Below are 21991 nucleotides of genomic sequence, written 5' to 3'. Positions count from 1 at the left end.
GGAAGACCTTCTCAAACCCGGTGACTCGTTCAGCAGCCGGTGAGCTTCACGCGCTCCACTTCGAGGCCGAAGAGGGGACGCACGCGGGTGCCGAGGACATTGCCGGCAAAGGCCGCGACGAGCCAGACCCAGCCGTGCAGGCTGCCCGAGGCAATGCCGGAGAAATAGGCCCCGATGTTGCAGCCATAGGCAAGGCGTGCGCCATAGCCGAGGAGGAGGCCACCGGCCACGGCAGCCACAGCCGAGCGCAGGGGAACCTTCCAAGCCGGAGCGAAGCGTCCGGCGAGGGAGGCGGCGAGCAGGGCACCGAAGATGATGCCGAAATCCATCACCGTGGTGATGTCATTGAAGATGCTGCCGGTGAGCTCAGCCTGACGAGCCGGCGACGACCAGTAGGGCCAGCTCGCCACGTCGAAGCCGATAACGGCCGCGATCTTCGAGCCCCACAGCGCGAAAGCCGAGGTCACGCCCCAGGGACGGCCGGCCAGATAGAGCGTTACGAAGTTCAGCAGCGCCAGCGCCACCGCACCTGCCACGATGGGCCAGGGGCCACGCAGGAAGCGGGCAAGGCCGTGACGCGGCGACGGATCAGCCGTGATGAGGCGACCATGCCGACGCTTCTCGACCACGACAGTCACCGCCGCGATCAGGGCAAAGATTACGAGCTGGAAGGCGAGTGCTGTCCAGAGGCCCCAAGACTTGATGATAGAAATCGCCGGCAGGCTCGGCAATGCCACCCACCAGTGCAGATGCGCGGCGCCGATGGCGGAGCCCGCGATGAAGGCTGCGAGCGTGATCAGCATGCGGGTCGAGCCGCCACCCACCGTGTAGAGGGTACCGGAGGCACAGCCGCCGCCGAGCTGCATTCCGATGCCGAAGATGAAGGCGCCGAACACCACGCCGATGCCCGCCGGCGACACGTTGCCGGCAACCGGCTGGCCGAACAGGGTGCCCTCAGCGAGCACAGGGAAAAAGAGCACGGACGCTATGGCGAGCATCACCATCTGGGCTCGCAGGCCTTCGCCCCGGCGGTCCGCGATGAAGACGCGCCAGGCCGAGGTGAAGCCGAAGGCCGCATGATAGAGCACGAGGCCGAGGGCTGCGCCGAGCACATAAAGCGCCGCTTGGCGCGGATTGATAATGGCACCCAGCAGCGCTGCGCCGCCGATGATCCCGGCTGCAGCCGCGAAGGTGGCCGGAGCGTTGGTGGTCAGGCTCGCGCGGTTTCCTGCGGAAAGAGGCGACGCCACTGCAGAGCTGGACATGGTGGTTCCTAAAGCTGCGTGGAAATGAAGTGCCAGGTGCCTCATGCGCCTTGCACAACCAACATGGCGTTCGTTATAAAGAACGTCAAGATATGTAATTGCTTCAATAATCACATTTTAAGTATGTGATTAAAGAGCTGGGCTCTCAGCGCGCTGCCCTTCAGGATGGGCTGAGAGCTTTCCTGTCCTGCACCGAGGTATGACCTGATGATTCAGCCTGACGTTCCCTCCGCCATCGGCAAGACGCCCCTCATCAAGCTCCGCCACGCCTCGGAACTCACCCGCTGCACGATTCTCGGCAAGGCCGAGTTCATGAACCCGGGCCAGTCGGTGAAGGACCGGGCGGCGCTCTTCATCATCCAGGATGCGGTCAGGCGTGGCGCGTTGCGCCCGGGCGGGGTCATCGTCGAAGGCACGGCGGGTAACACCGGCATCGGCCTGGCGCTCGTCGCCAACGCGATGGACTTCAGGACCGTGATCGTGATCCCGGAGACGCAGAGCCAGGAGAAGAAGGACATGCTGCGGCTTGCAGGCGCCGAGCTGATCGAGGTGCCAGCGGTGCCCTATGCCAATCCCAACAACTACGTGAAGGTCTCAGGCCGCCTGGCGGAGCGTCTGGCGAAGGAAGAGCCGAACGGTGCCATCTGGGCGAACCAGTTCGACAACGTCGCCAACCGGCAGGCGCATATCGAGACAACCGGGCCTGAGATCTGGGAACAGACGAGCGGCAAGGTCGACGGCTTTGTCAGCGCAGTCGGCACGGGCGGGACGCTTGCTGGCGTCGGCATGGCGTTGAAGGAGCGCAACCCGAACATCACGATTGCGCTTGCCGATCCCATGGGCTCCGCCATCGCGAACTGGGTTCAGACGGGCGAGCTCAAGGCGACCGGCACGTCGATCACCGAAGGCATCGGTCAGGGGCGGGTAACACAGAACCTGGAAGGCGCGCCCATCGATGTGGCGTTCCAGATCCCGGACGAGGAGGCGCTGCCGATCATCTTCGATCTGCTGGAGCACGAGGGGCTCTGTCTCGGCGGATCGTCAGGCATCAATGTTGCGGGTGCGATTCGGCTCGCCAAGCATCTGGGGCCCGGGCACACCATCGTCACGGTGCTCTGCGATTCCGGCACGCGCTACCAGTCCAAGCTGTTCAACCCGGAGTTCCTGCGGGCTAAGAACCTGCCTGTTCCCGCATGGCTCGATACGAAGAGCACCATCGATCCGGGACTCGTGTAGCGCAGGAACGTTGCATCCCTGCATTTATGCGCCGCGCCCGAATGAGTCAGGCGCGGCGTTTCTAGATTACGCAGCGGACGACGTGGTCGCCTCTGTGGTTGAAGGTGTGCTGGCCGTCTCATCGGAGCGCTGCTGCTGAGGGCGGCTCAGATTGGCCGGAGAGCGGCCCGCCGAATGGGTTGCGGCAGCAGGCGCCTTCGCATGAAGCGAATGCAGATCGGCCTGGATGCTGTCGATCAGGTCGATGAGCCAGGTTTCTCCGTTCTGAACGCGCTCGCGCAATGCCGACTTGGCGATGTCGAGCTTCGCCGAAACCTCCATGGTGTTGCGCGACGGCAGATCGCTGAAGTCCTGCTCGATCGTGGACAATTCGCGCACCAGCTCATCCCGCAGCGAGCGCTGTTCCTCGACCATGATCAGCGGCGAGTTCAGCATGCCGCGCAAGGCAGCCCACCGCAGGCCGAGGGCGCTCACCGATTGCGTTCCGTCGAGTCCTGACATGTTTGGGGATTCAGCCACGGTCATTTCCTTTTTGCGACAACTCAGAATCGAGACGTGCAGGAAGGAGCATGGTTGTGGCGTGAATCGGGCAGCGGCCGGCAAAAAGCCGCTCGGGACCGCGCTATTTCGAATATGGTTATCGAATTCAGCGGATAAAGAAATACAGTGTCAGTGCGGCGCCGACCGCAATCACCAGCCAGCGGATGCTGCTTGCCGGCAGGCGACGGCCGAAAACCACACCGAGATAACCGCCGATCACCGAGGCTGCGCCGACGATGATCGTCTCCGGCCAGCTCACGAGACCGGCGATCACAAACAGCACGACGGCAACGAGCTGGATCAGCGTGGAGCAGAGGTGCTTGGCTGAGTTGATCAGATGGAAGTCGTCACCCTCGGTGATGGCGAGCGCCGCCAGCATGACGATGCCCATGCCCGCGCCGAAGAAGCCGCCATAGACCGCAACACCCGTTTGGAAGGCGAGGCCGGCGGCCCAGGCCTTGGTGGAGGGATGGTCGCCCTCGTGCTTGCCGATGGCGCGTGCGAGCGCGACGATCTTCGGGCTTGCGGCAAAGAGCAGAGTGGCGAAGAGCAGCAGCCACGGCACGAGCTGCCGGAAGGCATCGTTGTTGGTGACGGTGAGAATATAGGCGCCGCCCAAGCCGCCGATGAGGCTGACGATCCCAAGTGCCGCAAAGCGCCGGGCATTGGCCGCGAGCTCCCGCCGGTAAGCCCAGGCGCTGGACAGGTTCGCCGGCGTGACGGCCACGGCGCTGGTGGCATTGGCCACAACCGGCGGAAGACCGGCGGCAACGAGGGCCGAGAAGGTGAAGAAGGTGCCGCCGCCCGCAATGGCGTTGACGAGGCCGGCCGCGAGGCCCGAGGCGGCGAGCAGCACCGCAGTGGACAATTCCATGATGATCAGTCTGGTGGTGATGACGGCAGGGCGGGATGGATCAAGATGTCAGCCATAGGCTGGACGCTCCGAGAGTGCAATAATGGCCGTCGCCCAACCTCGGTCAGACGGCTGAAATCTGCTTGTAGAACACGGTCGTGTCGCAGAACCCGCCCTTCGGCCAGAGGGCATAGTTCGGGATGATGCCCGACTTCACCCAGCCGGCTCGCTCATACAGACGCTCACCGTCACTGCCGGTCACCGTGTCGAGCACGAGCACCGTCTTGCCGGCTTTTGCCGCCGCTTCTTCGGCCGCCCGCATCAGGGCGGCGCCGACGCCGCGACGCCGGGCCTGGTTGTGAACGAGCATCTTGGCGATGTCGGCCCGGTGGGGCTGGTTCTCAGGCTGCTTGAGGATCACCTGAACGGTGCCGATGACCCTGCCGGTGAATGCATCCTGCGCGACGAGCAGGATCCGCTCCCCGGCCGCGACTCCGTCTGCGACCCCCTGCCAGAAGGCATCGGCTCGTTCCTGAGTCAGGGGCAGCATGAAGCTCACCGAAGCGCCGCCTTCGACGCAATCGATCAGCACGGCCGACAGGGCGCCGATCTGCTCGTGGGCTTCCTTTGGGGTCAGCTGACGGATGATGACGGATTCGTTCATAGGCGCTGTCTCATCGATAAAGGTTGTGAGCGGCATGCGGATCGGTGGCGAGCGCCACCAGGTAGCGGGCAGGGGCATCGGTGGAGTTGCGAAAAGCGATTGGCCGGTCGAGCCGCATGGAGAGGCAGTCGCCGGTGCCGAGGGAGTAAGTCTCCTCGCCCAGGGTGAGCGTGATGGTTCCCTCAATGATCCAGATCTGCTGATGAACGGCGGCGGCCCGGCGTCCCGTGTCATAGGCCACCCGCGCACCGGGCGGGAGCACCACCTCCACCAGTTCGACCGGGGAAGGGTAGCCCGGCGCGGAAAGATTGCGCCGGATATAGCCGCTCTCCGGGTCCCGCCACACCGGTTGATCCCCGCGCCGCGACAGGGGAGAGGCGGCGGCGCTCTCCTGCCCCGCAAAAAGCGACGCCAAGGTGACGCCGAGGCCCGCGGCAAGCTTGTCGAGAACGGCTGCCGTCGGGCTGCTCTCGCCGCGCTCGATGAGGGAGATCATGGAGCGGCTGACCCCCGTACGCTCGGCAAGCCCGTCGAGTGTCATGCCTGCTCCCGCACGCAGGTCGCGCAGGCGAACGGCCAGATGGGTGCTGATGGTGGAAGTCTCATCCATTAAACTAGAATGCAGTTCCAAAATACTGGAGTCAAGCTGTGCGACCAAAGCTTCTGGGAAGCCGCTCCTAGGGAAAAAGGAGTCGTCAGACAGCTTGGCAGGCTTTATGGCTGCGGTTTGCTGTGGATCACGCGGGGGCAGTCCATTGCCCTCGGCAGAACAAAAGAAGACTTTCACCCCATGTCGAACGTGATCCCTCTCGCTCCCCGCCTTAAGCCAGGCCGGCCCGCTCATGCGGCAGCGGAGGAAAGGGTTGCGCTCGCGGCCGATCTCATCGAACTGATCGAGCGGGTGCGAGACCTGACGGAGCATGTGGCAGGGCTGCCCGGCTCCCCCTTGCAGATCCAGCAGACGGCGCAGCAACTGCTCGATGCGGGCACCGCCCTAGAGCGCGCCGTGGACTCGCTGACCGAGGGCGGCGAGTGGGTGCCATTCTAAGGCCCGGACACTCAGCCGCCTTCCTGCGTTACCGCAAAGCCTCCAGCCGGTCTCGTGCCTGGGCCATGCCTAAGGCCTGTGCCTGCGTGTAGAGTTCCCGCGCCTTCGCCGCATCACCCTTGAGGCCCAGCGCGCCGAGTTTTGAGAGCGTGTTGGGATCGAAGGTTTCTGCCAGCAGGAAAGCCGCGCGGGCGTGACCGCTCGCAAGTGCACGTTCGAGAACGAGACGTGCGCCGCTCACGTCTCCCTTGCTCAAGAGCTCCTCACCGCGGGAGACGAGCCGGTCGTCCGCCTTGGCGGGTTCGGCCTTGACCGAGGTCTCGCCTCCGAGCGGCACGCTCCCCATGGGCAAGGGTGAGATGCTGTCCGGCAAGGCCGCGACGACCACGGGAGCGGGAGCCCTGGCGGCGGGCAATGACGATGTGGCGTCCTGCGCAGCCGGCGGGCGCTCGGATGGCTGCAGGCTTGCTTGAGCGGCCGGAGCAGGAGCAGCCTCCACGGGCGCCGCGCCCAAGGGAGGCTCCGCGCCTGTGGACGCAAGCCGGAACATCACAGGAGCGGGGCCCGGTTGCCGGGGCTCTTTGACGGCGCGTAGTTCATCGCTCGCCGCAGTCAGTTCCTGCGTCAGCACATCGCCACGGATTTGAGCGCGCGCCAGAGCCTTCTCCAGCTCGGCCATCCGGGATGTCGTCGACACCACGATTTGGTCCTTGAGACCCTGCAACTCGCGCAGCTCCTTGAGAGTGCTCGCGAGCTGGCGCTCCGCCAGATCAAGTCGTTCGCGCTCCTGCCGCACGCGATTGTTCGAAGCGGCGATGCCCGCCTGAGCGGCAACCTGCTCCTTCGCCGCCTGCAGGGTCTGGTACTCCTCCTGAAGCCTTTGCAGTTCCTGCCTGAACGTTATGCTTCGCTCCTGCTCCTGCTGCAGGGCTTGCTGCATCTCGGACGATTTGATGTCGTGAGAGGCCGTTTCGGATTCGAGCCGCGCAGCAAGGGCGTTGTGCTCCTGCATCAGAGCCGTCAGGGTCTGCGAAATCATGCCCCCATAGGACCGTTCCTGCTCGAGGGCCTGCTGGAGCTCGGCCAGGTTGGCACTGCTGATCTCCGTCGCAGTCATGCAGGCTACCGGCAGGCCCGCCGCAGGAGCATCCGCCACGGGTGCTGAATCGGCAGAAGCTTGAACTTTGAGGTCCTGCAGCGCTTTGAGCAGGTTCGGACTGCTGAGATGGTCGGAGAGAACGATGGCCAGGGTGCCGACCTCGATGGCTGTGTTGAGGCTCGCTTCGGCCGCCTTCAGGTTACCTTTGCGAATGGAGGTTTCGAGATCGGCCGCAAGCCTGCGCCGGTCTGCGGAGGTCAGCAGCAGCGGAAGAAATTTCTGCAGGTCACTTTGCGCGACGGCACTATCGAGCGGGTTGCCCGCCGCCTCTATGTCAGGTGTGACGCGGGATGGATCCTGTGCGGCCGCAGGAGTGAGAAGTGCGAGGCCGAGAAATGTCGTGGTGAGCAATTCAGCGATGAATAATCTTGATCCAGATGATGTGTACCTAATCATTTCGGACCTCCTGTTGTTATCGCCGAAGGCTTGAGGAGCAGCCTTCGGCCTTGGGTCCTGCCTGTGGCGTCAGTCCTGCCGGTTCGCCTTCCGGAGCGCCCGCTCCCGATCGCCCTGCCAGGCCAGAAACTCGCGGAACAGAACTTCACGTTCCTGCGCGGAGACGTTGATCCCCCGGTTGTTCATGAAGAACTCGAAGCTCTGAACCTGGGGAGAGGAGGTGCGGGCTGCGACGGAACGATCGAGCCAATCCTGCGCCGGCTTGACGCGCTCCCATCCGGGCACGTCGGCCGCAAGATTGACCTCCTTCCATTTCGGGTGCCGTCCGGGCTGCAGGAATTCGTCAAACCGGGTGAAGAACGCATCCACGAAGCGTTTCACGCGATTGTAGCGGTCGGAGTTCTCCGGCCAGTTGAACACGGCAAGCAGGCTGCCGACGGCCAGGGTCTCAACCGGCTTGGCCGCATCGACGAGCTGGGGATAGTCGGAATTGGCAAAGCGCGCCGGGAAGTAGCTCTCGGCAATCTCACCTTCGAACGGGATCGGCAGAAGATGGAAGCGCCCATCGGTCTGGAATTCCGCGATGGCGCGCACCGGACGTCCGGCCACGTAGACGGCGGCCTGGATCTCGCCGGACTTGAGCTTCGCATAGGACGACGCCTGGTCGAAGGTCGTGACCTCGGGCTTGATGCCGAGCTTCTCGAAGATGAGGCGCGAGGTCAGGTTGGTGCCGCTGCCGGCCTTGTCGATATTGACCTTCTGACCATTGAGCTGCCGGATGTCCGTGATCTGCCGGCTGGCGATGATGTGAACCTCCTCGTTGTAGAGGCGGGTGATGAAGCGCAGGCGCCGGACCGCGCTGTCCTGGAGCTTTTCCGCCTTGAGCTGTTCGCGGGCATCCATCTGCACGATGCCGATATCGACGCCGCGCAGGAACATGATGTCGCGCAGGTTCTGCAGGGAGCCACGGCCGATCATCGGCAGCACGCGCAACTCCTCGCCGTCGAGCACGTTGGCAAGATCCGCCGCGATGCGGATGTAGGTGCCGTCCGCGCCGCCGGAGATGACGCCGAGCGTGCCTGCATTGGCACGGGACGGGTTGAAGTCTGGCGCTGTCTGAGCCGATGCGACGGTCAGACCGGACACGAGGAAAGCCGCCACGGCGGCGGCTTGGGCAAAGGAAGCCCCGACGCGATGGCAGATGGAAGAAAAAACCGAAACCCGACCCGACATTCTTGTCCTCCCCGGAGGTGCCTTGTGGCTGTTGTCGCTTCGATCGTTTCGTTTTCAGGACTGATGAATGAAATGAAGTTAGAGACAAAGAATAACGAAACGAAAGAACGGTCATCGTATGCTCATGTAACCCATGGTCAATCGTGCTTAGCGTCCGGATTAGTACTCATGAAGTGATAGAGAATAATCAAAAAGAGATAGGTTTTATCTTTATATTCCTTGTGGAAGCTGAATTTCTTATCACCCTGTCTAGGTTTGCGGATCGGGCATCGCGGCGGATCGGCTGCGGCATTAAGAAATTTATGAGCGCCCGGCGCTCCCTTTAACCGTCCGTTAACCATAAGCGGTCGAAATCATAGGGCATTAAAGGAATCTGAACTCCCGTGACCATTGCCGTTCGAAATCGCCCGTCTCTTCGCTTCCGCGGCAGGTCCTTCATGGCCCTGGTCCTCGCGCCCGAAGTGCCGCTGAGGGACTGGCTCGAGGATCTCGATGCCGTCTCGGAGCGGTCCCCCGGATTTTTCACCGGGCGTCCCATCATTGCCGACGTCTCGTCCCTGAAGCCCTCGAAGTCCGAGCTGAAGTTTCTGCTGGCGGCCTTCAAGATGCGCAACATCCGCGTCATCGGGCTTGAGGGAGCAGCGCCCGAAAACGTCGATGCCGACATGCCGCCGCAGATCAGCGGCGGAAAGCCCACGGGCGAGATCGACGTGCCGGACGCGGCCAATGCGGCCATCGCCGCCGCGGGCTCGCCCTTTGCGGACGCTCCCGTACCGGAGAAGTCGCTCCTCATCGAGGGCTCCGTGCGGTCGGGCCAATCGATCCTTCATCCCGAAGGCGATGTGACGGTTCTGGGCTCCGTCGCCTCGGGCTCGGAGATCGTCGCGGGCGGCTCGATCCACGTATACGGTAGCTTGCGCGGCCGCGCCATCGCGGGCTGCACGGGCAACGGCAAGGCCCGCATCTTCTGCCGCAAGTTCGAAGCCGAATTGATTGCGATCGATGGACTCTACAAGACCGCTGACGATCTCGGCGGCAAGTTCCTCGGTCAGCCTGTGCAAGTGAACCTGGATGGCGATTCCATCATCCTGAAAACAATGGATTGAGAGAAAGAGAGACGACAATGGCCAAAGTCTTGGTCGTAACTTCCGGCAAGGGTGGCGTTGGCAAGACAACGTCTTCGGCAGCTCTAGGCGCGGCTCTGGCGCATGGCGGCGACAAGGTCGTGGTCATCGACTTCGACGTCGGCCTGCGCAATCTGGATCTCGTGATGGGAGCCGAGCGCCGCGTGGTGTTCGATCTCATCAACGTGGTGCAGGGCGATGCGAAGCTCAACCAGGCGCTCATCCGCGACAAGCGGCTCGAAAACCTGTCGCTGCTTCCCGCGTCGCAGACCCGCGACAAGGACGCGCTGACGGAAGAGGGCGTCGCCCGCGTTCTCGACGAGCTGCGCCAGAAGTTCGACTGGATCATCTGCGACAGCCCGGCCGGCATCGAGCGCGGCGCCACGATGGCCATGCGCCATGCGGATGTGGCCGTGGTCGTGACGAACCCGGAAGTGTCGTCCGTGCGCGACTCCGACCGCATCATCGGCCTCCTCGATTCCAAGACGGAGCTGGCCGAGAAGGGCGGGCGGATCGAGAAGCACCTGCTGCTCACCCGCTACGACCCCGTTCGTGCCGAGCGCGGCGAGATGCTGAAAGTGGACGACGTGCTGGAGATCCTCTCCATCCCGCTCATCGGCATCATCCCTGAGAGCGAAGAGGTTCTGCGGGCGTCGAATGTCGGCTCGCCGGTGACGCTCAACAATCCTGCCAGCGCGCCGGGCCGGGCCTATTTCGATGCCGTGCGCCGGCTCAAGGGCGAAACCGTCGAACTCACGATCCCCACCGACAAGAAGGGCCTGTTCGGCAAGTTGTTCGGACGGAGGGCTGCATGAATCTCCTGAGCTTCTTCAACCGGCGCACCTCCGCGCCTGTGGCGCGCGAGCGCCTGCAGATCCTGCTGGCGCACGAACGCGGCATCGTCGGAGGCAAGCCCGACCTCGTCGCCCAACTGCGGGAGGAGATCCTGGCCGTCGTCCGCCGCCACGTAATGGTGGAGCAGGACAACGTTCAGGTGAAGATGAACCGTGATTCGGATATCTCGACCCTTGAGATCGAGATCGAGATCCCTGCTCCGGTCGCCGCGCGCGCCTGAGATGCAGTGTCATAAAGGATGAGCGGCCCCGCCTGACGGGGCCGCTTTTTCATGGCTGCTGCTTGCCCCACACGCCGATCTTGGCCTCGCGGGCCTTGTCGGCTGCGGCCTTCAGCTCCGGCGTCGCATCGTTGGTCGGGCGCCCGCCGCCGTTGAACAGCACGACCCGGGACAGATCCTGATTGCCCACCTGGCACCGATAGACATCGTTGGAGCCCACGGGCTCGCAGGCGACCTCGCGGCCCTGAAGATAGCTGGTCAGATCCTCCGGCTTGCCGCCGCCGGGAGCCCATTCGACGCCGAACAGACGGACCACTTCTCCCTTGAGGGACAGGGTGGCCGTGTCGATCACGTCCGGGACCCCGCGAAGGGACGCTGACGTCGCAGTCGAGCCGGTCGTTGAGGGCTCGGGATCCTGAAGGGTGCTGGCCGTTTCATTGCTGGCCAGCGCGGGCTGTGCCGCGCTGGCCTGCGGAGCGGGTGCATCCTCTCCCTGGAACAGCAGGGCACCGACGCCGAGAAGTGCCAGGAGCGCAACAGCGCCCAACGCCAGGCCGGGCCGTGCCCAGGAGTGCGTGCGCATCCCGCCAAAGACAACCTGCTCATGCTCGGCTGCTGCCGGGGCAGATGGTTGTCCGGCCTCACTCCGCGAGCCGAGCTTTGGCGCCAGAGAGGTGCGCAAGCTGGCCAATGGGTTGCGGGACCAGTCGTGAATGCGTGGCTGTCTGAGGGGAGGGTTCTCAAGAGGAGCGGGTTCTGCCCGTACTGGAGGCGCTTCGACCTCGGGCTTCTGTGCTCCGTCGTCCAGCTTGAGCCAGTCCCGCTGTGGCTTCTCACGCTTTTCCGGGCGTTGCTCGGCGTGCACGCGGTCGGCCGAATCGGACTTGGCCGACCTGAACAGCACGCCATACCGGCCGCGCAGTTCCTCCAGGAGATCCTGAAGGGTGAACTCTCTCTGCTGCCCGTCCTTCGCGATCGTCCGGGGTTTGCCGTCCTGGTCGATGACGGTGAGTTTCAGCGCTCCATCCACCTCCGACGGACGCAGCGAGGATTCAATGATGAGTTCCAGGGCACGGCGGGCGTCATCGGTCGGGTTGATCTTGTCGAGCTCCGCATGGATGACCTCGCGCATTCTCTCCCTCGTCTGATTCCAATTGCGGCGCGGATCTGCGGAAGAATCGTGGGTCGTGGTTTCATCAATCATTGGAGGCACCCTCCAGGGCAAGATTTCGCTTGCGCTCCTGACCGAGCAGCGTGCTGTGTTCGGCAACGATGACGGGCCTGTCGCCGATAAAATGAACGACGAGCTGCAGGGCGCCCGTGCCTTGCGAGACCCGCCGGCGCCTGGGATGGGACGCCGTGTAGTCGAACACCGCGTGGACCGTGCAGACCTCGCCTGCCGGATTGCACGTTGTGCCCACCCCGTCCTCGCGCGGGCGGTAGTCCCGTTCGGGCCAGCGCTTCACGAAGCGGCGCTTCTCATCGAACAATCGCTTCATCGACACCTCACGCCCGTGAAAGAGCACACGCGGCGCATAGAAGGCTGCCGTCGATTCGAGAGCGGTGTCGTTGGGGGCCGACCATGAATTGAGGTAATCGACGGCGAATCGCTTCGCCGTGTCGGCCCGTGCCTCTCGCCTGTCGTCAGGGGGATCCTGCTTGGGCCGGGCGGTCGTCACAGGTGCGGGAGCGGCCGGTGCCGGAGCAGGTGGAGCGGGAGCCGCTTCAGGCTGCTGCGCCTGACGGGTCGCAGGCGTCTCGGGCCGGACAACGGGAGTCTGCGGTTGGGCCGTTTGTGCCGGTGGTGCCGCGGGTGCGGGCGGCGGTGGTGAGGCGGCCTGCTGCGGAGCGGCAGGAGCCGGCCTGACGGGTTCAGGAGCTTGAGGTTCAGGCGCCGGGGATGGCGCCGCCTGGCCCCCTGCGGGAGGGTCGACCCAGGGGCGTCCTGTTTGCGCCGCAGCCATGGAGCCCACAGCCATCAGCAGGGTCACGAGAGCGGATTTCGTTGCGAGCGGCCAGCCGGTTTTCATGCGTTTCCTAAGGCCTCTTCTCAAGAAAAGGTGACTGGGGAAAAGCGGGTGAAAGGCGTCCCGGTTCCATGAATATCCTGGCCGGAAGCTCCGGCCAGGATGGATGACAATGATTAGGTGATGAAATGAACTTGGCTAAAAGGCAGGTAAAATCAGAGCTGGGCCAGGGTGACGGATCCCACGCCTGAGATCCCGAGCGCCTGCGCGGAGGCTTTCGAAAGGTCGATCACGCGGCCATGAGCGTAAGGCCCGCGATCGTTGATGCGCACCACCACCGATTTGCCGGTCTTCTTATTCACCACCTTCACCTTCGTGCCGAAGGGCAGGGTGCGGTGGGCGGCGGTCATCTCGTTGGTGTTGAAGGTTTCGCCACTCGCCGTTTTGCGTCCGTGAAAGCCCGGTCCGTACCAGGAGGCGGGACCGCTCTGAATGACCTTGCCGGAGGTCTCTGCGGGTTCAGCCTGCGCGACAGGAGCAGAGAAGAAAGCCGATCCGGCGATGAACAGACTTACGAGTGTGAGCGTTACCTTGTGTTGATCCACGATGCATTCCCTTGTTTGTTGTGTTGGGTGTGCAAAATGGAGGCTAATGGGGCAACAATAAGACGTTCAACATGGTTGAACATCGTTTGTTGTAGCCTAGGCTGGCGCGCGGCTATGTAGATATACTAGATTATATATTATAACAATATGTAGATATAGCCTCGAAAACCGTTGTATTTCAACAGAAGATCGCTGTTGAAGTGCTAAGACGCCGTCGACCCCGGCTTGGTGCGGCTGGATGGAAGAAGCATCAGCCGAAAGGCTATCGCCAGAGCTGCGACGAGCAGAACCGCAACGAGACCCGCGACCCCAGGCCACGCGCCACGGGCCCAGAACACGCCGCCCAGGGTGCCGATCGTGCTGGAGCCGAGGTAATAGCAGAACAGGTAGAGCGCCGAGGCCTGCGCTTTTGCGCTCACGGCCCGGCTGCCGACCCAGCTGCTGGCGATGGAATGGCCGCCGAAGAAGCCGAACGTCACGGCGACGATCCCCCCAATGATCAGCAGGAGGTGGTCGAAAAGGGTCAGCGCCAGCCCTGCCAGCATGATCACGATCATCACCCAGAGAACCTGCTTTCGGCCAAGCCGGTCGGCCAAGCCTCCGATCCAGGCTGAACTCCAGGTGCCGATGAGATAAGCCCCGAAGACAGCCCCGATGGCGCTCTGGCTTAAGGCATAGGGTGGTTCCGTCAGGCGATAGCCGAGATAGTTGTAGAGCGTCACGAAGCCGCCCATGAGCAGGAACGCCTCAGCGAACAGGGCGCGCAGGCCCGGATCCCGCAGGTGCTCGCCCATGGAGCGCAGCAGATCCACCGGGCGACCCCGTCGCGGCTGGAAGTGCACCGAGGCCGGCAGGCTCCGCCAGGCGGCGAATGCCGATGCCAAGCCGATGCAGCCGATGAGCCCGATGGCGAGCCGCCAGGAGCCCAAATCCGTCAGCACGCCGCCGATGATCCGCCCGGACATGCCGCCCACCGCATTGCCGCCGATGAACAATCCCATGGCAAGGCCGATGGATTTCGGATCGACCTCTTCGCTCACATAGGCCATGGCCACAGCCGGCAGCCCACTCAAGGTGACGCCGATCAGCATGCGGGCGACGAGCAGGCTGGTCCAGTTGGGCGCCAGGGCGGACAGGATGGTCAGGAGAGCCGAGAGCAGGAGCGAAGCCACCATGATCGGCTTGCGCCCCAGCACCTCCGACAGGGAGCCGGCGACCAGCATGGCCACGGCGAGAAAGCCGGTGGACAGCGAAAGCGACAGGCTGCTCGCGGCAGCACTCACCTGGAACTCGCGCGAGAATTCCGGCAGCAGGGGTTGAACGCAGTAGAGGATAGCAAAGGTCGAGAAGCCGGACGCGAACAGCGCCAGGTTCAGGCGGCGAAAGGCCGGTGTTCCGCTCACCAGGCGGCTCGGCTTCTCCGGCGAATCATCCGTCATCTGGTGTTCCCGCACCTGGCATCTTCGATTGGGTCTGAGAGCCGTGAGTGTCTGTTATCCCATGCTCATGGCGCAAGGGTATGTGTGCTTACCACATCATCCATTCGCCAAAGGCATGCGGCATCTGCCGAGTTTGCACTTCTCTGCGGGTGAAAACAGTATTCTATGAGAAGCAATACCCTCCAGACTCGAGACCCTCAGGCTCGTCGCGGCCCCCGCGCGAGCCTCATTTTTTGAGCGCGTCATGACCTCCTCTCCCGCCGCTCGGGCGAGCGCTCCTCCCCTGGAGCCCTCGAGCCTGCCGGCCCCCTCGCCGCTGCGGGGCGTTCTGTTCCTGATCGCCTCCACCATCGTGTTCTCGGTGGCTGACGTGATCACCAAGCAGCTGGCCTCCACCCTGCCGCCACCGGAAGTGGCGTGGATGCGCTATGTGACCTTCGCGCTCGTGATCGTTCCGATTGTGCTCCTGAAGGGAGGGCCTGGGCTCCTGCGCTCCCGGCGTCCGAAGCTTCAGGTGCTCAGGGGCTTCGGCATGGTGGGCTCCTCGCTCCTGTTCATCGAGAGCCTGCCCTATCTGCCCGTGGCCGACGCCACGGCGATCTTCTTCGTCTCGCCCATCCTGATCATGGCCTTGTCGGTTCTTGTCCTCGGCGAGACGGTGGGCTGGCGGCGCTGGACGGCGGCGGCGGTTGGCTTCGTCGGGGTTATGATCGTCGTCCGACCCGGTACGGGAGCATTCCAGTTCGCCGCGCTGCTGCCGATGATGGCAGCTTCTAGCTGGGCGGTAGGCGCCGTTGTGACCCGCAAGATCGTCGGCGACCATGCCTTCACGACACTGGCCTATTCAGCCCTCGTCGGCACCTTGGTGCTGAGCGCGCTCATGCCGTTCAACTGGGTGACGCCCGATGCGACGGAGATTAGCCTGGGCCTCAGCATGGGCGTGCTGTTCGCCATCGGGCACTGGTTCATCGTGCTCGCCTACCGGCATGGCAATGCGTCGATGATCGCGCCGTTTTCCTATGTCCAGCTCATCTGGGCCGGCAGCCTGGGCTATCTGGTGTTCGCCACGGTTCCCGATGCCCTGACCATCACCGGTGCCGGAATCATCGCGCTCAGCGGCCTCTACACGGCCTATCGTGAGCGCGTGCGTGCGATGGAGAGGAAGTTCTCGGCTTGAAGGCCGGGAGTTCGGAAAGCATCAACCGCCCGAATGAACGACCCGAAGGCGCGGGCGCGCCGTCCGGCTGAGGAAGTTGATCTCGATGAAATCCCCCTCCTCGGAGCCTTCGACGAGGCGGTAGCCGAACTGCTCCACCAGGGCGCGCACTTGACCTAAGTTGTCGCGCGAGATCTTGCGGGTGAATTCCGTCAGATCCTGGCTCATGAGCGCCGCCACGATCCCGATCTCGACGCCCTGGTCGAAATCGGCGCTGCGTGCCGGAAAACGAAGCCGCATACCCTCAGCGAGATGGATGTGGTGCATGGGATCCTGGTCAGTTCACGTCCTGTGGGGCGGTGTTTATCGGGCCAAAAATCCTACCGGTTGCTTAAAGCAGGCGGGATGGCCCCGGGGTGTTCAAGGCGTGGTTAATCCTTCGTGCAGGGTGGATCCCGAAGCTGAGCTTTGCATTTACCCTGCATGACCCGCCCTGTGCGAGCAGGGGCGCGGCAAGGCAATGCAATGAGGCGCAGCATGAAGCAGCTTTTGGTCGGGATGGCACTTGCCGCAGGTCTGGTAGGCCCGGCGGCCCTGGCGGCGGATGTAACGACGGTTGTCGGGGTTCGCTCCAGCCAGGTCCAGACGACCCGCCCCATCGCGCGGCTCGCCGACCAGGGGCTCGGCTATTCGGTGCTTCATGATGGGCCGGGCGTGTCGCAGCGAGGCTATCGCGTGCACGTGACCTGCGCCATCGACGAGAGCTTCATGCAGACCTACTGCCCGACCCCGGTCTATGTCTCATCCTGCCCGCGGGCTCGCATCACCTGCGCGGGCGGCACGCAGGAGGTTCGCGCCCTGCGCCTGAAATATTGAACGGCTTTGAGGTTTGCCGCGCGGGCTGTGGTGGACTAGAACGCCCTCGTTCACCCATTAGGCCAATAGTTTGCACACCACGACACGAAGCGGCGTCTACGGCACGCCACCGGCCGAACTGGCCGAGGCGCCGGAGGGTGCCACCCAGTTCTCGCCTCTGATTCCAGGCTCCGCGAAGCTGGAAGAGCAGCCGGAGGGCTTGTTCAGCGATATGCTGGTGCTGGCGCCGCCCGGCACCGTGGAGCGGCGATACACCACCGCGCTGGCGCTGCGGGCGCTCGCCCCAGGCGGCGCCTTGACGATTCTGGCGCCCAAGGACAAGGGCGGCTCCCGGATCGCCAAGGAACTCAAGGCGTTCGGGTGCTCGGTCACGGAAACCTCCCGGCGGCACTATCGCATCTGCACGTGTGAGCGGCCCTCGTTGGTGACCGGGCTCGACGAAGCACTGGCTGAGGGCGGGCCGCGCCTGGACGAGGCTTTGAACCTTTGGACCTGGCCTGGCGTGTTCAGCTGGAACCGCCTCGATCCCGGCAGCGTGCTGCTGGAGCAGACCCTGCCCACGTTCAGCGGCCGTGGCGCGGATTTCGGCTGCGGCATCGGCGTTCTCGCCCGCAAGATCCTGGCCTCGCCGACGGTCGAGCATCTTGCGATGCTCGACATCGACCGCCGCGCCATCGACATGGCAGCCTGCAACATCGCCGATCCGCGTGCCGAGATGCGCTGGGTTGATGTCCGCAGCGGCACCGGGCTCCAGGGGCTCAACTTCGTTGTCATGAACCCGCCGTTCCATGATGGCGGCGCCGAGGACCAGAGCCTGGGCCAGAGCTTCATCCGCCGGGCGGCCGAGGCCCTGCGCCCCGGCGGAGTCCTCTGGCTCGTGGCCAATCGGCATCTGCCCTACGAAGGGGTTCTGAAGCCCCTGTTCCGGCGCGTGACACCGAAAGGAGAGGCGGGCGGTTACAAGATCTACGAGGCCATGAAATGAGCAAGACACCGACCCTGCGTCTCGACCGGCTCCTGGCCAATCTCGGCTATGGCTCCCGCCGGGAGGTGCAGCAACTCGTCCGTGCTGGGCTTGTAACCCTGGACGGGGAGGTGATCGAGGATTCCGACCAGCGCATTGCCGTGACCCGCGATCTTTCGGAGCGGATGCAAGTCCAGGGCAAGCCCCTCGATCCCTCGCCGGGCCTCATCCTGATGCTGCACAAGCCTTTGGGCGTCACCTGCTCGCACAAGGAGGCGGGCCCCCTGGTCTACAGCCTGCTCCCCGATCGCTGGCGCCGGCGCGATCCGGCCCTCTCGACGGTCGGTCGCCTCGACAAGGAGACCTCGGGGCTGCTGCTGATGACTGACGACGGCAACCTGCTCCACCGCATCATCTCGCCCCGCGCCAACGTCTCCAAGCGCTATCTCGTGACCCTCGACCGCGCCTTGCGGGGTGACGAGGCGGAGATCTTCGCTTCCGGGACCCTGATGCTGGAAGGCGAGGACAAGCCGCTCCTGCCGGCGCAGATGGAGGTGCTGTCCACGACGAGCGCCCATGTCACGGTCACGGAAGGGCGCTATCATCAGGTCCGGCGCATGTTCGCGGCCGTGGGCAACCACGTCACCGCCCTGCACCGCAACCGAATTGCCGCCCTGGACCTGCCGGCGGATCTTGAGCCGGGGCAGTTCCGGCTGCTCGGCGAGGCCGACCTCGCCCTCATCCTTCCGCCGTCCGGAACCGCCGCTCGGCAAGCTTCGTGAGCGGAGAGGTTGCCCTGAAGCCCGTAATCAGGTAGGGAAAGTGCAGGCGAACCGCCGCAAGCACCCGTAGCTCAGCTGGATAGAGCGTTGCCCTCCGAAGGCAAAGGTCACACGTTCGAATCGTGTCGGGTGCGCCACTTCTCGGCTCTTACAGCGCGGGAAGTCGGGCGCAACAGGTCGCTCCTTCCAAGGCAGTCATTAGCCCTCACGGACGACGCGATCAGCAACTGAGAGATTGGCGGGATCCGCGGCCGCCCGGACAACCCATACCTCCTGGATGAACCTACTTCCCGATGAAGGCGGATGCCAGGATTGTCGTGGCGTAGGCTGAGATCACGAAGAACGGACCCAGCACGGAAGCCGACACAAGCAGGACAAGCGAGTTCTTGAGGGTAGGCATCGTGAGGCTCCTATACTTCTGAGCCTCGATCCTAAGAGCGTTAAAGTTAACCTCAGACTAACCTTGGCAGGAAAATCAGATCGCGAGGATAAGGACCCCCGCATGCGCCGGAAGATCGGCTGACATGCGAGGGTCGAAATGCGATCAGTCGCAGCGGCGAACGCGACGCGTCACGGAACCGCCCCAGCGGTCCTCTTCCACGATGGTGACATTCCGGCAGTTTTCTTCGTAGGCGCCATAGCGCCGCTCATTGCGGCGAGCGTCACGCCGTCCCTGCTCGTAGGCACGCTCGGCATCCCGGCGATCACGCCACCGCTCACGCCGCTCGCGCTCCTCCTGCTGAGGATCACGAACGCCGATCTGAGGGCGACCATCAGGGCCGATGCCGAACTGAATGGCCGGTTGGGCCATCAAAGGCGTGCCGATGAAGAGACCAGAACCGATGGCAGCTACAGCCAAAAGGGCAAATTTTCTCATGGGTTCAATTCCTTAGGTGATCGCGACGTAACGTCCGATGACCAAGGCAGTTCCAACCCACAGCCGCGTCGCGGCACCTTGCCTCATACTCAATCAGAGCTCTCAAGTTCAACCATCTATGCCGGTTTTCAGGCCTCACGCTTTGCAGCGCTTACGGGAAGCGCTCTGACAAGGCAGATCGGGAGACATCAATCCTTCTCCTGCGCGCGATACCTGGCCTGCGCGAACCTGTTGCTCTCCTTCGGTGGAGCATCTCTGTCGAATGATCGACCGGTATGGCTTGCCTGAAAGATCAATCGTGATCTGACGGCCGGAGATGGGATCGAAGATCGTCATGAAGGTGTGCTCTCGTCGAGGCGCAAGGATCTTGCGGCCTGCACGAGAGAAACGGCCAAACCTGAACTCTGTTCGGATGACGCATCCTGCGGTGTGCGCTCCAGCACCGGGAAGGACTAAGGTCTTCAGCGGTAGGGCGAGGGGTTCCGCCTAGCGATGATCCAGACCGCGTGGACGATGCCGGGGATGTAACCCAGGATCGTCAGCAGGATGTTGAGCCAGAACTGGCCGCCAAGGCCCACGGTGAAGAATACACCGACGGGCGGCAGAAGAATGGCGAGGATGATGCGAAGCAGGTTTCCCATAGGTCAGATCATTGGGCTCAAGGTCTTGATGAGGATCATGAGTGGAACGGGATCGCGCTCGTCCTGTTCCAGTCCGTCATGCAATCGTGACGCCGCCGTCGACAACCACAGTTTGTCCCGTCATGAAGCTTGCCGCCGACGAAGCCAGGAAGGCGGCCACGGGGCCGATCTCGTCGGGCGTGCCGATCCGGCGCAGCGGAGTCTGGCTGTTGCGCTGCTCCAGAGCCTGCTGGTCCTCCCAGAGCGCGCGGGCGAAATCCGTTTTGACCAGGCCCGGCGCGATGCAGTTGATGCGCACATTCTGCGGCCCCCATTCCACCGCGAGGTTGCGCGCGAGCGCAAAGTCCGCCGCCTTCGAGATGCCGTAGCCGCCGATCACGCCGGTGCCGCGCAGGCCCGCAATCGACGAGACGATCACCACCGCTCCGCCACCGCGCGCAGCCATTTCCGGCATGACAAGATTGCAGAGCCAGAGATTGCTCTTCACGTTCGCGCCCATGATCTTGTCGAAAGCCTCGTCGGTGAGGTTGCTCATGGGGCCGTAGACCGGATTGACGGCTGCGTTGCAGACCAGGATGTCCGCCGGGCCAAGGCGATCCCGCGTCTGAGCAACGAGGGCTTCGACCTCGGTTTTTCGCGAAATGTTGCAGGCAATGGCAATGGCCTCGCCGCCTCTCTGGTGGATACCGTCGACCACAGGCTCGCAGGCTTCGATCTTGCGACTCGACACCACCACCCTGGCTCCGAGCGAGGCCATGGTCTCGGCAATGGAGCGGCCGATGCCGCGGCTCGAGCCGGTGACGATGGCGACCTTTCCGGTGAGATCGAAGGGGTTCGTCATGCGGCAGGTCCTGCATTGTGCGGCCGGTCGGTGGCCTTGTATTTGGCGAGCTCGATCTTCGCCACGGTCTCGCGATGCACCTCGTCGGGACCATCCGCGAGTCTCAGCACGCGGGCGCGGGCATAGGCGTATGCGAGATGGAAGTCCTGGGATACGCCGCCGCCGCCGCACACTTGAATCGCCCGGTCCACGACCTTCTGCGCCACGTTCGGCGCCACCACCTTGATCATGGCGATCTCGGCGCGCGCCGCCTTGTTGCCGACCTCGTCCATCATGCGCGCCGCCTGAAGCGTGAGTAGGCGCGCCTGATCGATCTCCATGCGCGACTCGGCAATCCAGTGACGCGTCACGCCGTGATCGGCCACCTGCCTGCCGAAGGTGCTGCGCGACAGGGCCCGCTTGCATAGGGTCTCCAGCGCGCGCTCCGCGAGGCCGATGGAACGCATGCAGTGATGGATGCGGCCGGGACCTAAGCGTCCCTGCGCAATCTCGAAGCCGCGTCCCTCGCCGAGCAGGATGTTGGAGGCGGGCACGCGCACATTCTCGAACAGAACCTCCGCATGGCCGTGTGGTGCATCGTCGTAGCCGAAGACGGTGAGCGGACGGACCACTGTCACGCCGGGCGTATCCATCGGTATCAGGATCATCGATTGCTGCTGGTGCTTGGGCGCATCCGGGTTGGTCTTGCCCATGACGATGGCGATCTTGCAGCGCGGGTCCATGGCGCCGGAGGTCCACCACTTGCGCCCGTTGATCACGTAATCGTCGCCCTCGCGGCGGATCTCAGTGCGGATGTTGGTGGCATCCGACGAGGCAACTTCGGGCTCCGTCATGGCAAAGCACGAGCGGATCTCGCCGTCCATCAGGGGCTTGAGCCAGCGCTCCTTGTGCTCCTCCGAGCCATAGAGAATGAGCGTCTCCATATTGCCCGTATCGGGCGCGGAGCAGTTGAACGGCTCGGCCCCGATGGGAGAGCGCCCCATGATCTCGCACACCATGGCGTATTCCAGGTTCGACAGGGAATCCGGATAGTGGCGCTTAGGGAGAAACAGGTTCCACAGCCCTTGAGCCTTGGCGCGCGCCTTCAGATCCTCCATGACCGGCGCCACGCCCCATCGGGTTGGCATGGCGTTGAGCTGCTGCTCGAAGACTTCTTCGGCCGGATAGACATGGGCCTCCATGAATTCCGTGACGCGGTGGCGCAAGTCTTCGGCCTTGGGGCTTATGGGAAACAGCATCGGTTCCTCCTA

The 21991-nt window shown here is 63.8% G+C and carries 26 protein-coding genes and 1 tRNA gene; 10 read left to right on the top strand and 17 right to left on the bottom strand.

What is annotated here, in order from left to right; all coding sequences use genetic code 11:
- Positions 1–29 precede the first annotated feature (29 nt).
- Positions 30–1265, bottom strand: a complete 1236-nt coding sequence (locus IC232_RS11775) for a YeeE/YedE family protein (RefSeq protein ID WP_190845128.1) — start codon at positions 1263–1265, stop codon at positions 30–32.
- Between the two features lie 204 nt (positions 1266–1469).
- Between IC232_RS11775 and IC232_RS11770 the strand changes: the two genes are divergently transcribed.
- Positions 1470–2501 (top strand): cysteine synthase A, encoded by a 1032-nt coding sequence (locus tag IC232_RS11770; RefSeq protein ID WP_190845375.1) that lies wholly within the window; start codon positions 1470–1472, stop codon positions 2499–2501.
- A gap of 66 nt (positions 2502–2567) precedes the next feature.
- On the opposite strand, the gene IC232_RS11765 is transcribed toward IC232_RS11770, so the two are convergent.
- The 4 genes from IC232_RS11765 to IC232_RS11750 all read right to left on the bottom strand — a co-directional run bounded on the left by IC232_RS11765 (position 2568) and on the right by IC232_RS11750 (position 5168).
- Entirely contained in the window at positions 2568–3020 is a 453-nt protein-coding gene (locus tag IC232_RS11765) for a hypothetical protein (protein WP_190845126.1), read from the bottom strand.
- A 127-nt stretch (positions 3021–3147) separates the two neighbouring features.
- Entirely contained in the window at positions 3148–3915 is a 768-nt protein-coding gene (locus IC232_RS11760; protein WP_190845124.1) for a sulfite exporter TauE/SafE family protein, read from the bottom strand.
- A 103-nt stretch (positions 3916–4018) separates the two neighbouring features.
- Positions 4019–4558 carry a GNAT family N-acetyltransferase gene (locus IC232_RS11755; RefSeq protein WP_190845123.1) on the bottom strand — a complete coding sequence of 180 codons (540 nt, stop codon included), beginning with the start codon at positions 4556–4558 and terminating at the stop codon, positions 4019–4021.
- Positions 4559–4568: 10 nt separating this feature from the next.
- Positions 4569–5168 carry a helix-turn-helix domain-containing protein gene (locus tag IC232_RS11750; RefSeq protein ID WP_190845122.1) on the bottom strand — a complete coding sequence of 200 codons (600 nt, stop codon included), beginning with the start codon at positions 5166–5168 and terminating at the stop codon, positions 4569–4571.
- 180 nt (positions 5169–5348) lie between these two features.
- On the opposite strand from IC232_RS11750, the gene IC232_RS11745 reads away from it, so the two are divergent.
- The gene (locus IC232_RS11745) at positions 5349–5606 is read left to right on the top strand and encodes a hypothetical protein (protein ID WP_190845121.1); all 258 of its coding nucleotides are present in this window, start codon (positions 5349–5351) and stop codon (positions 5604–5606) included.
- Between the two features lie 28 nt (positions 5607–5634).
- Here the strand turns inward: IC232_RS11745 and IC232_RS11740 are convergent, their stop codons facing one another.
- Together IC232_RS11740 and IC232_RS11735 are read right to left on the bottom strand one after the other, a co-directional pair.
- Positions 5635–7161, bottom strand: a complete 1527-nt coding sequence (locus IC232_RS11740) for a hypothetical protein (protein ID WP_190845120.1) — start codon at positions 7159–7161, stop codon at positions 5635–5637.
- Between the two features lie 69 nt (positions 7162–7230).
- Complete coding sequence (locus IC232_RS11735) at positions 7231–8394, bottom strand: TAXI family TRAP transporter solute-binding subunit (RefSeq protein ID WP_190845119.1); 1164 nt, start codon at positions 8392–8394, stop codon at positions 7231–7233.
- A 437-nt stretch (positions 8395–8831) separates the two neighbouring features.
- On the opposite strand from IC232_RS11735, the gene minC reads away from it, so the two are divergent.
- From minC to minE, 3 genes are read left to right on the top strand one after another with little or no spacing between them, the layout of a single operon-like run.
- Positions 8832–9500, top strand: a complete 669-nt coding sequence (gene minC, locus IC232_RS11730) for a septum site-determining protein MinC (RefSeq protein ID WP_210335325.1) — start codon at positions 8832–8834, stop codon at positions 9498–9500.
- A 17-nt stretch (positions 9501–9517) separates the two neighbouring features.
- Positions 9518–10333 carry a septum site-determining protein MinD gene (minD, locus tag IC232_RS11725; protein ID WP_190845117.1) on the top strand — a complete coding sequence of 272 codons (816 nt, stop codon included), beginning with the start codon at positions 9518–9520 and terminating at the stop codon, positions 10331–10333.
- Positions 10330–10593, top strand: a complete 264-nt coding sequence (minE, locus tag IC232_RS11720) for a cell division topological specificity factor MinE (protein ID WP_036354060.1) — start codon at positions 10330–10332, stop codon at positions 10591–10593. Before minD ends, minE begins: the two co-directional genes overlap by 4 nt.
- 49 nt (positions 10594–10642) lie before the next feature.
- Here minE and IC232_RS11715 read toward each other — a convergent pair whose 3' ends face one another.
- From IC232_RS11715 to IC232_RS11700, 4 genes are all read right to left on the bottom strand, one after another.
- Positions 10643–11725, bottom strand: a complete 1083-nt coding sequence (locus tag IC232_RS11715) for a hypothetical protein (protein WP_190845116.1) — start codon at positions 11723–11725, stop codon at positions 10643–10645.
- 64 nt (positions 11726–11789) lie between these two features.
- A complete protein-coding gene (locus IC232_RS32870) occupies positions 11790–12623 on the bottom strand; it encodes a hypothetical protein (RefSeq protein WP_190845115.1) in 834 nt (277 codons plus the stop codon).
- Positions 12624–12775: 152 nt separating this feature from the next.
- Positions 12776–13165, bottom strand: a complete 390-nt coding sequence (locus IC232_RS11705) for a septal ring lytic transglycosylase RlpA family protein (RefSeq protein WP_190845114.1) — start codon at positions 13163–13165, stop codon at positions 12776–12778.
- A gap of 203 nt (positions 13166–13368) precedes the next feature.
- Positions 13369–14604, bottom strand: a complete 1236-nt coding sequence (locus IC232_RS11700; protein ID WP_190845113.1) for an MFS transporter — start codon at positions 14602–14604, stop codon at positions 13369–13371.
- A gap of 244 nt (positions 14605–14848) precedes the next feature.
- On the opposite strand from IC232_RS11700, the gene IC232_RS11695 reads away from it, so the two are divergent.
- The gene (locus IC232_RS11695; protein ID WP_190845112.1) at positions 14849–15781 is read left to right on the top strand and encodes a DMT family transporter; all 933 of its coding nucleotides are present in this window, start codon (positions 14849–14851) and stop codon (positions 15779–15781) included.
- A 21-nt stretch (positions 15782–15802) separates the two neighbouring features.
- Here IC232_RS11695 and IC232_RS11690 read toward each other — a convergent pair whose 3' ends face one another.
- A complete protein-coding gene (locus tag IC232_RS11690; RefSeq protein ID WP_190845111.1) occupies positions 15803–16087 on the bottom strand; it encodes a hypothetical protein in 285 nt (94 codons plus the stop codon).
- Positions 16088–16297: 210 nt separating this feature from the next.
- Between IC232_RS11690 and IC232_RS11685 the strand changes: the two genes are divergently transcribed.
- From IC232_RS11685 to IC232_RS11670, 4 genes are all read left to right on the top strand, one after another.
- Positions 16298–16636: a hypothetical protein gene (locus tag IC232_RS11685; RefSeq protein WP_190845110.1), complete on the top strand. Its 339-nt coding sequence runs from the start codon at positions 16298–16300 to the stop codon at positions 16634–16636.
- A gap of 70 nt (positions 16637–16706) precedes the next feature.
- Positions 16707–17621 (top strand): class I SAM-dependent methyltransferase, encoded by a 915-nt coding sequence (locus tag IC232_RS11680; protein WP_190845109.1) that lies wholly within the window; start codon positions 16707–16709, stop codon positions 17619–17621.
- Positions 17618–18382, top strand: coding sequence for a pseudouridine synthase (locus IC232_RS11675; protein ID WP_190845108.1), 765 nt, complete (start codon positions 17618–17620; stop codon positions 18380–18382). Before IC232_RS11680 ends, IC232_RS11675 begins: the two co-directional genes overlap by 4 nt.
- Positions 18383–18442: 60 nt before the next feature.
- Positions 18443–18519, top strand: a tRNA-Arg gene (locus IC232_RS11670).
- A 407-nt stretch (positions 18520–18926) separates the two neighbouring features.
- Here IC232_RS11670 and IC232_RS11665 read toward each other — a convergent pair.
- The 5 genes from IC232_RS11665 to IC232_RS11645 form a co-directional block, all read right to left on the bottom strand.
- The gene (locus tag IC232_RS11665; RefSeq protein ID WP_190845107.1) at positions 18927–19259 is read right to left on the bottom strand and encodes a hypothetical protein; all 333 of its coding nucleotides are present in this window, start codon (positions 19257–19259) and stop codon (positions 18927–18929) included.
- Between the two features lie 135 nt (positions 19260–19394).
- Positions 19395–19595, bottom strand: a complete 201-nt coding sequence (locus tag IC232_RS11660; RefSeq protein ID WP_190845106.1) for a hypothetical protein — start codon at positions 19593–19595, stop codon at positions 19395–19397.
- A 125-nt stretch (positions 19596–19720) separates the two neighbouring features.
- Entirely contained in the window at positions 19721–19900 is a 180-nt protein-coding gene (locus tag IC232_RS11655; RefSeq protein WP_036347973.1) for a YqaE/Pmp3 family membrane protein, read from the bottom strand.
- 76 nt (positions 19901–19976) lie between these two features.
- On the bottom strand, positions 19977–20741 hold the full coding sequence (locus tag IC232_RS11650) for an SDR family NAD(P)-dependent oxidoreductase (protein ID WP_190845105.1): 765 nt from the start codon (positions 20739–20741) through the stop codon (positions 19977–19979).
- The gene (locus IC232_RS11645; protein WP_190845104.1) at positions 20738–21979 is read right to left on the bottom strand and encodes an acyl-CoA dehydrogenase family protein; all 1242 of its coding nucleotides are present in this window, start codon (positions 21977–21979) and stop codon (positions 20738–20740) included. The genes IC232_RS11650 and IC232_RS11645 overlap by 4 nt, the downstream gene beginning before the upstream one ends.
- Positions 21980–21991 lie beyond the last annotated feature (12 nt).

Origin of the sequence: Microvirga sp., from assembly GCF_014699075.1 — a bacterium.
Taxonomy (GTDB): Bacteria; Pseudomonadota; Alphaproteobacteria; order Rhizobiales; family Beijerinckiaceae; genus Microvirga.
This window is presented reverse-complemented; position numbering and strand designations above follow the sequence as displayed.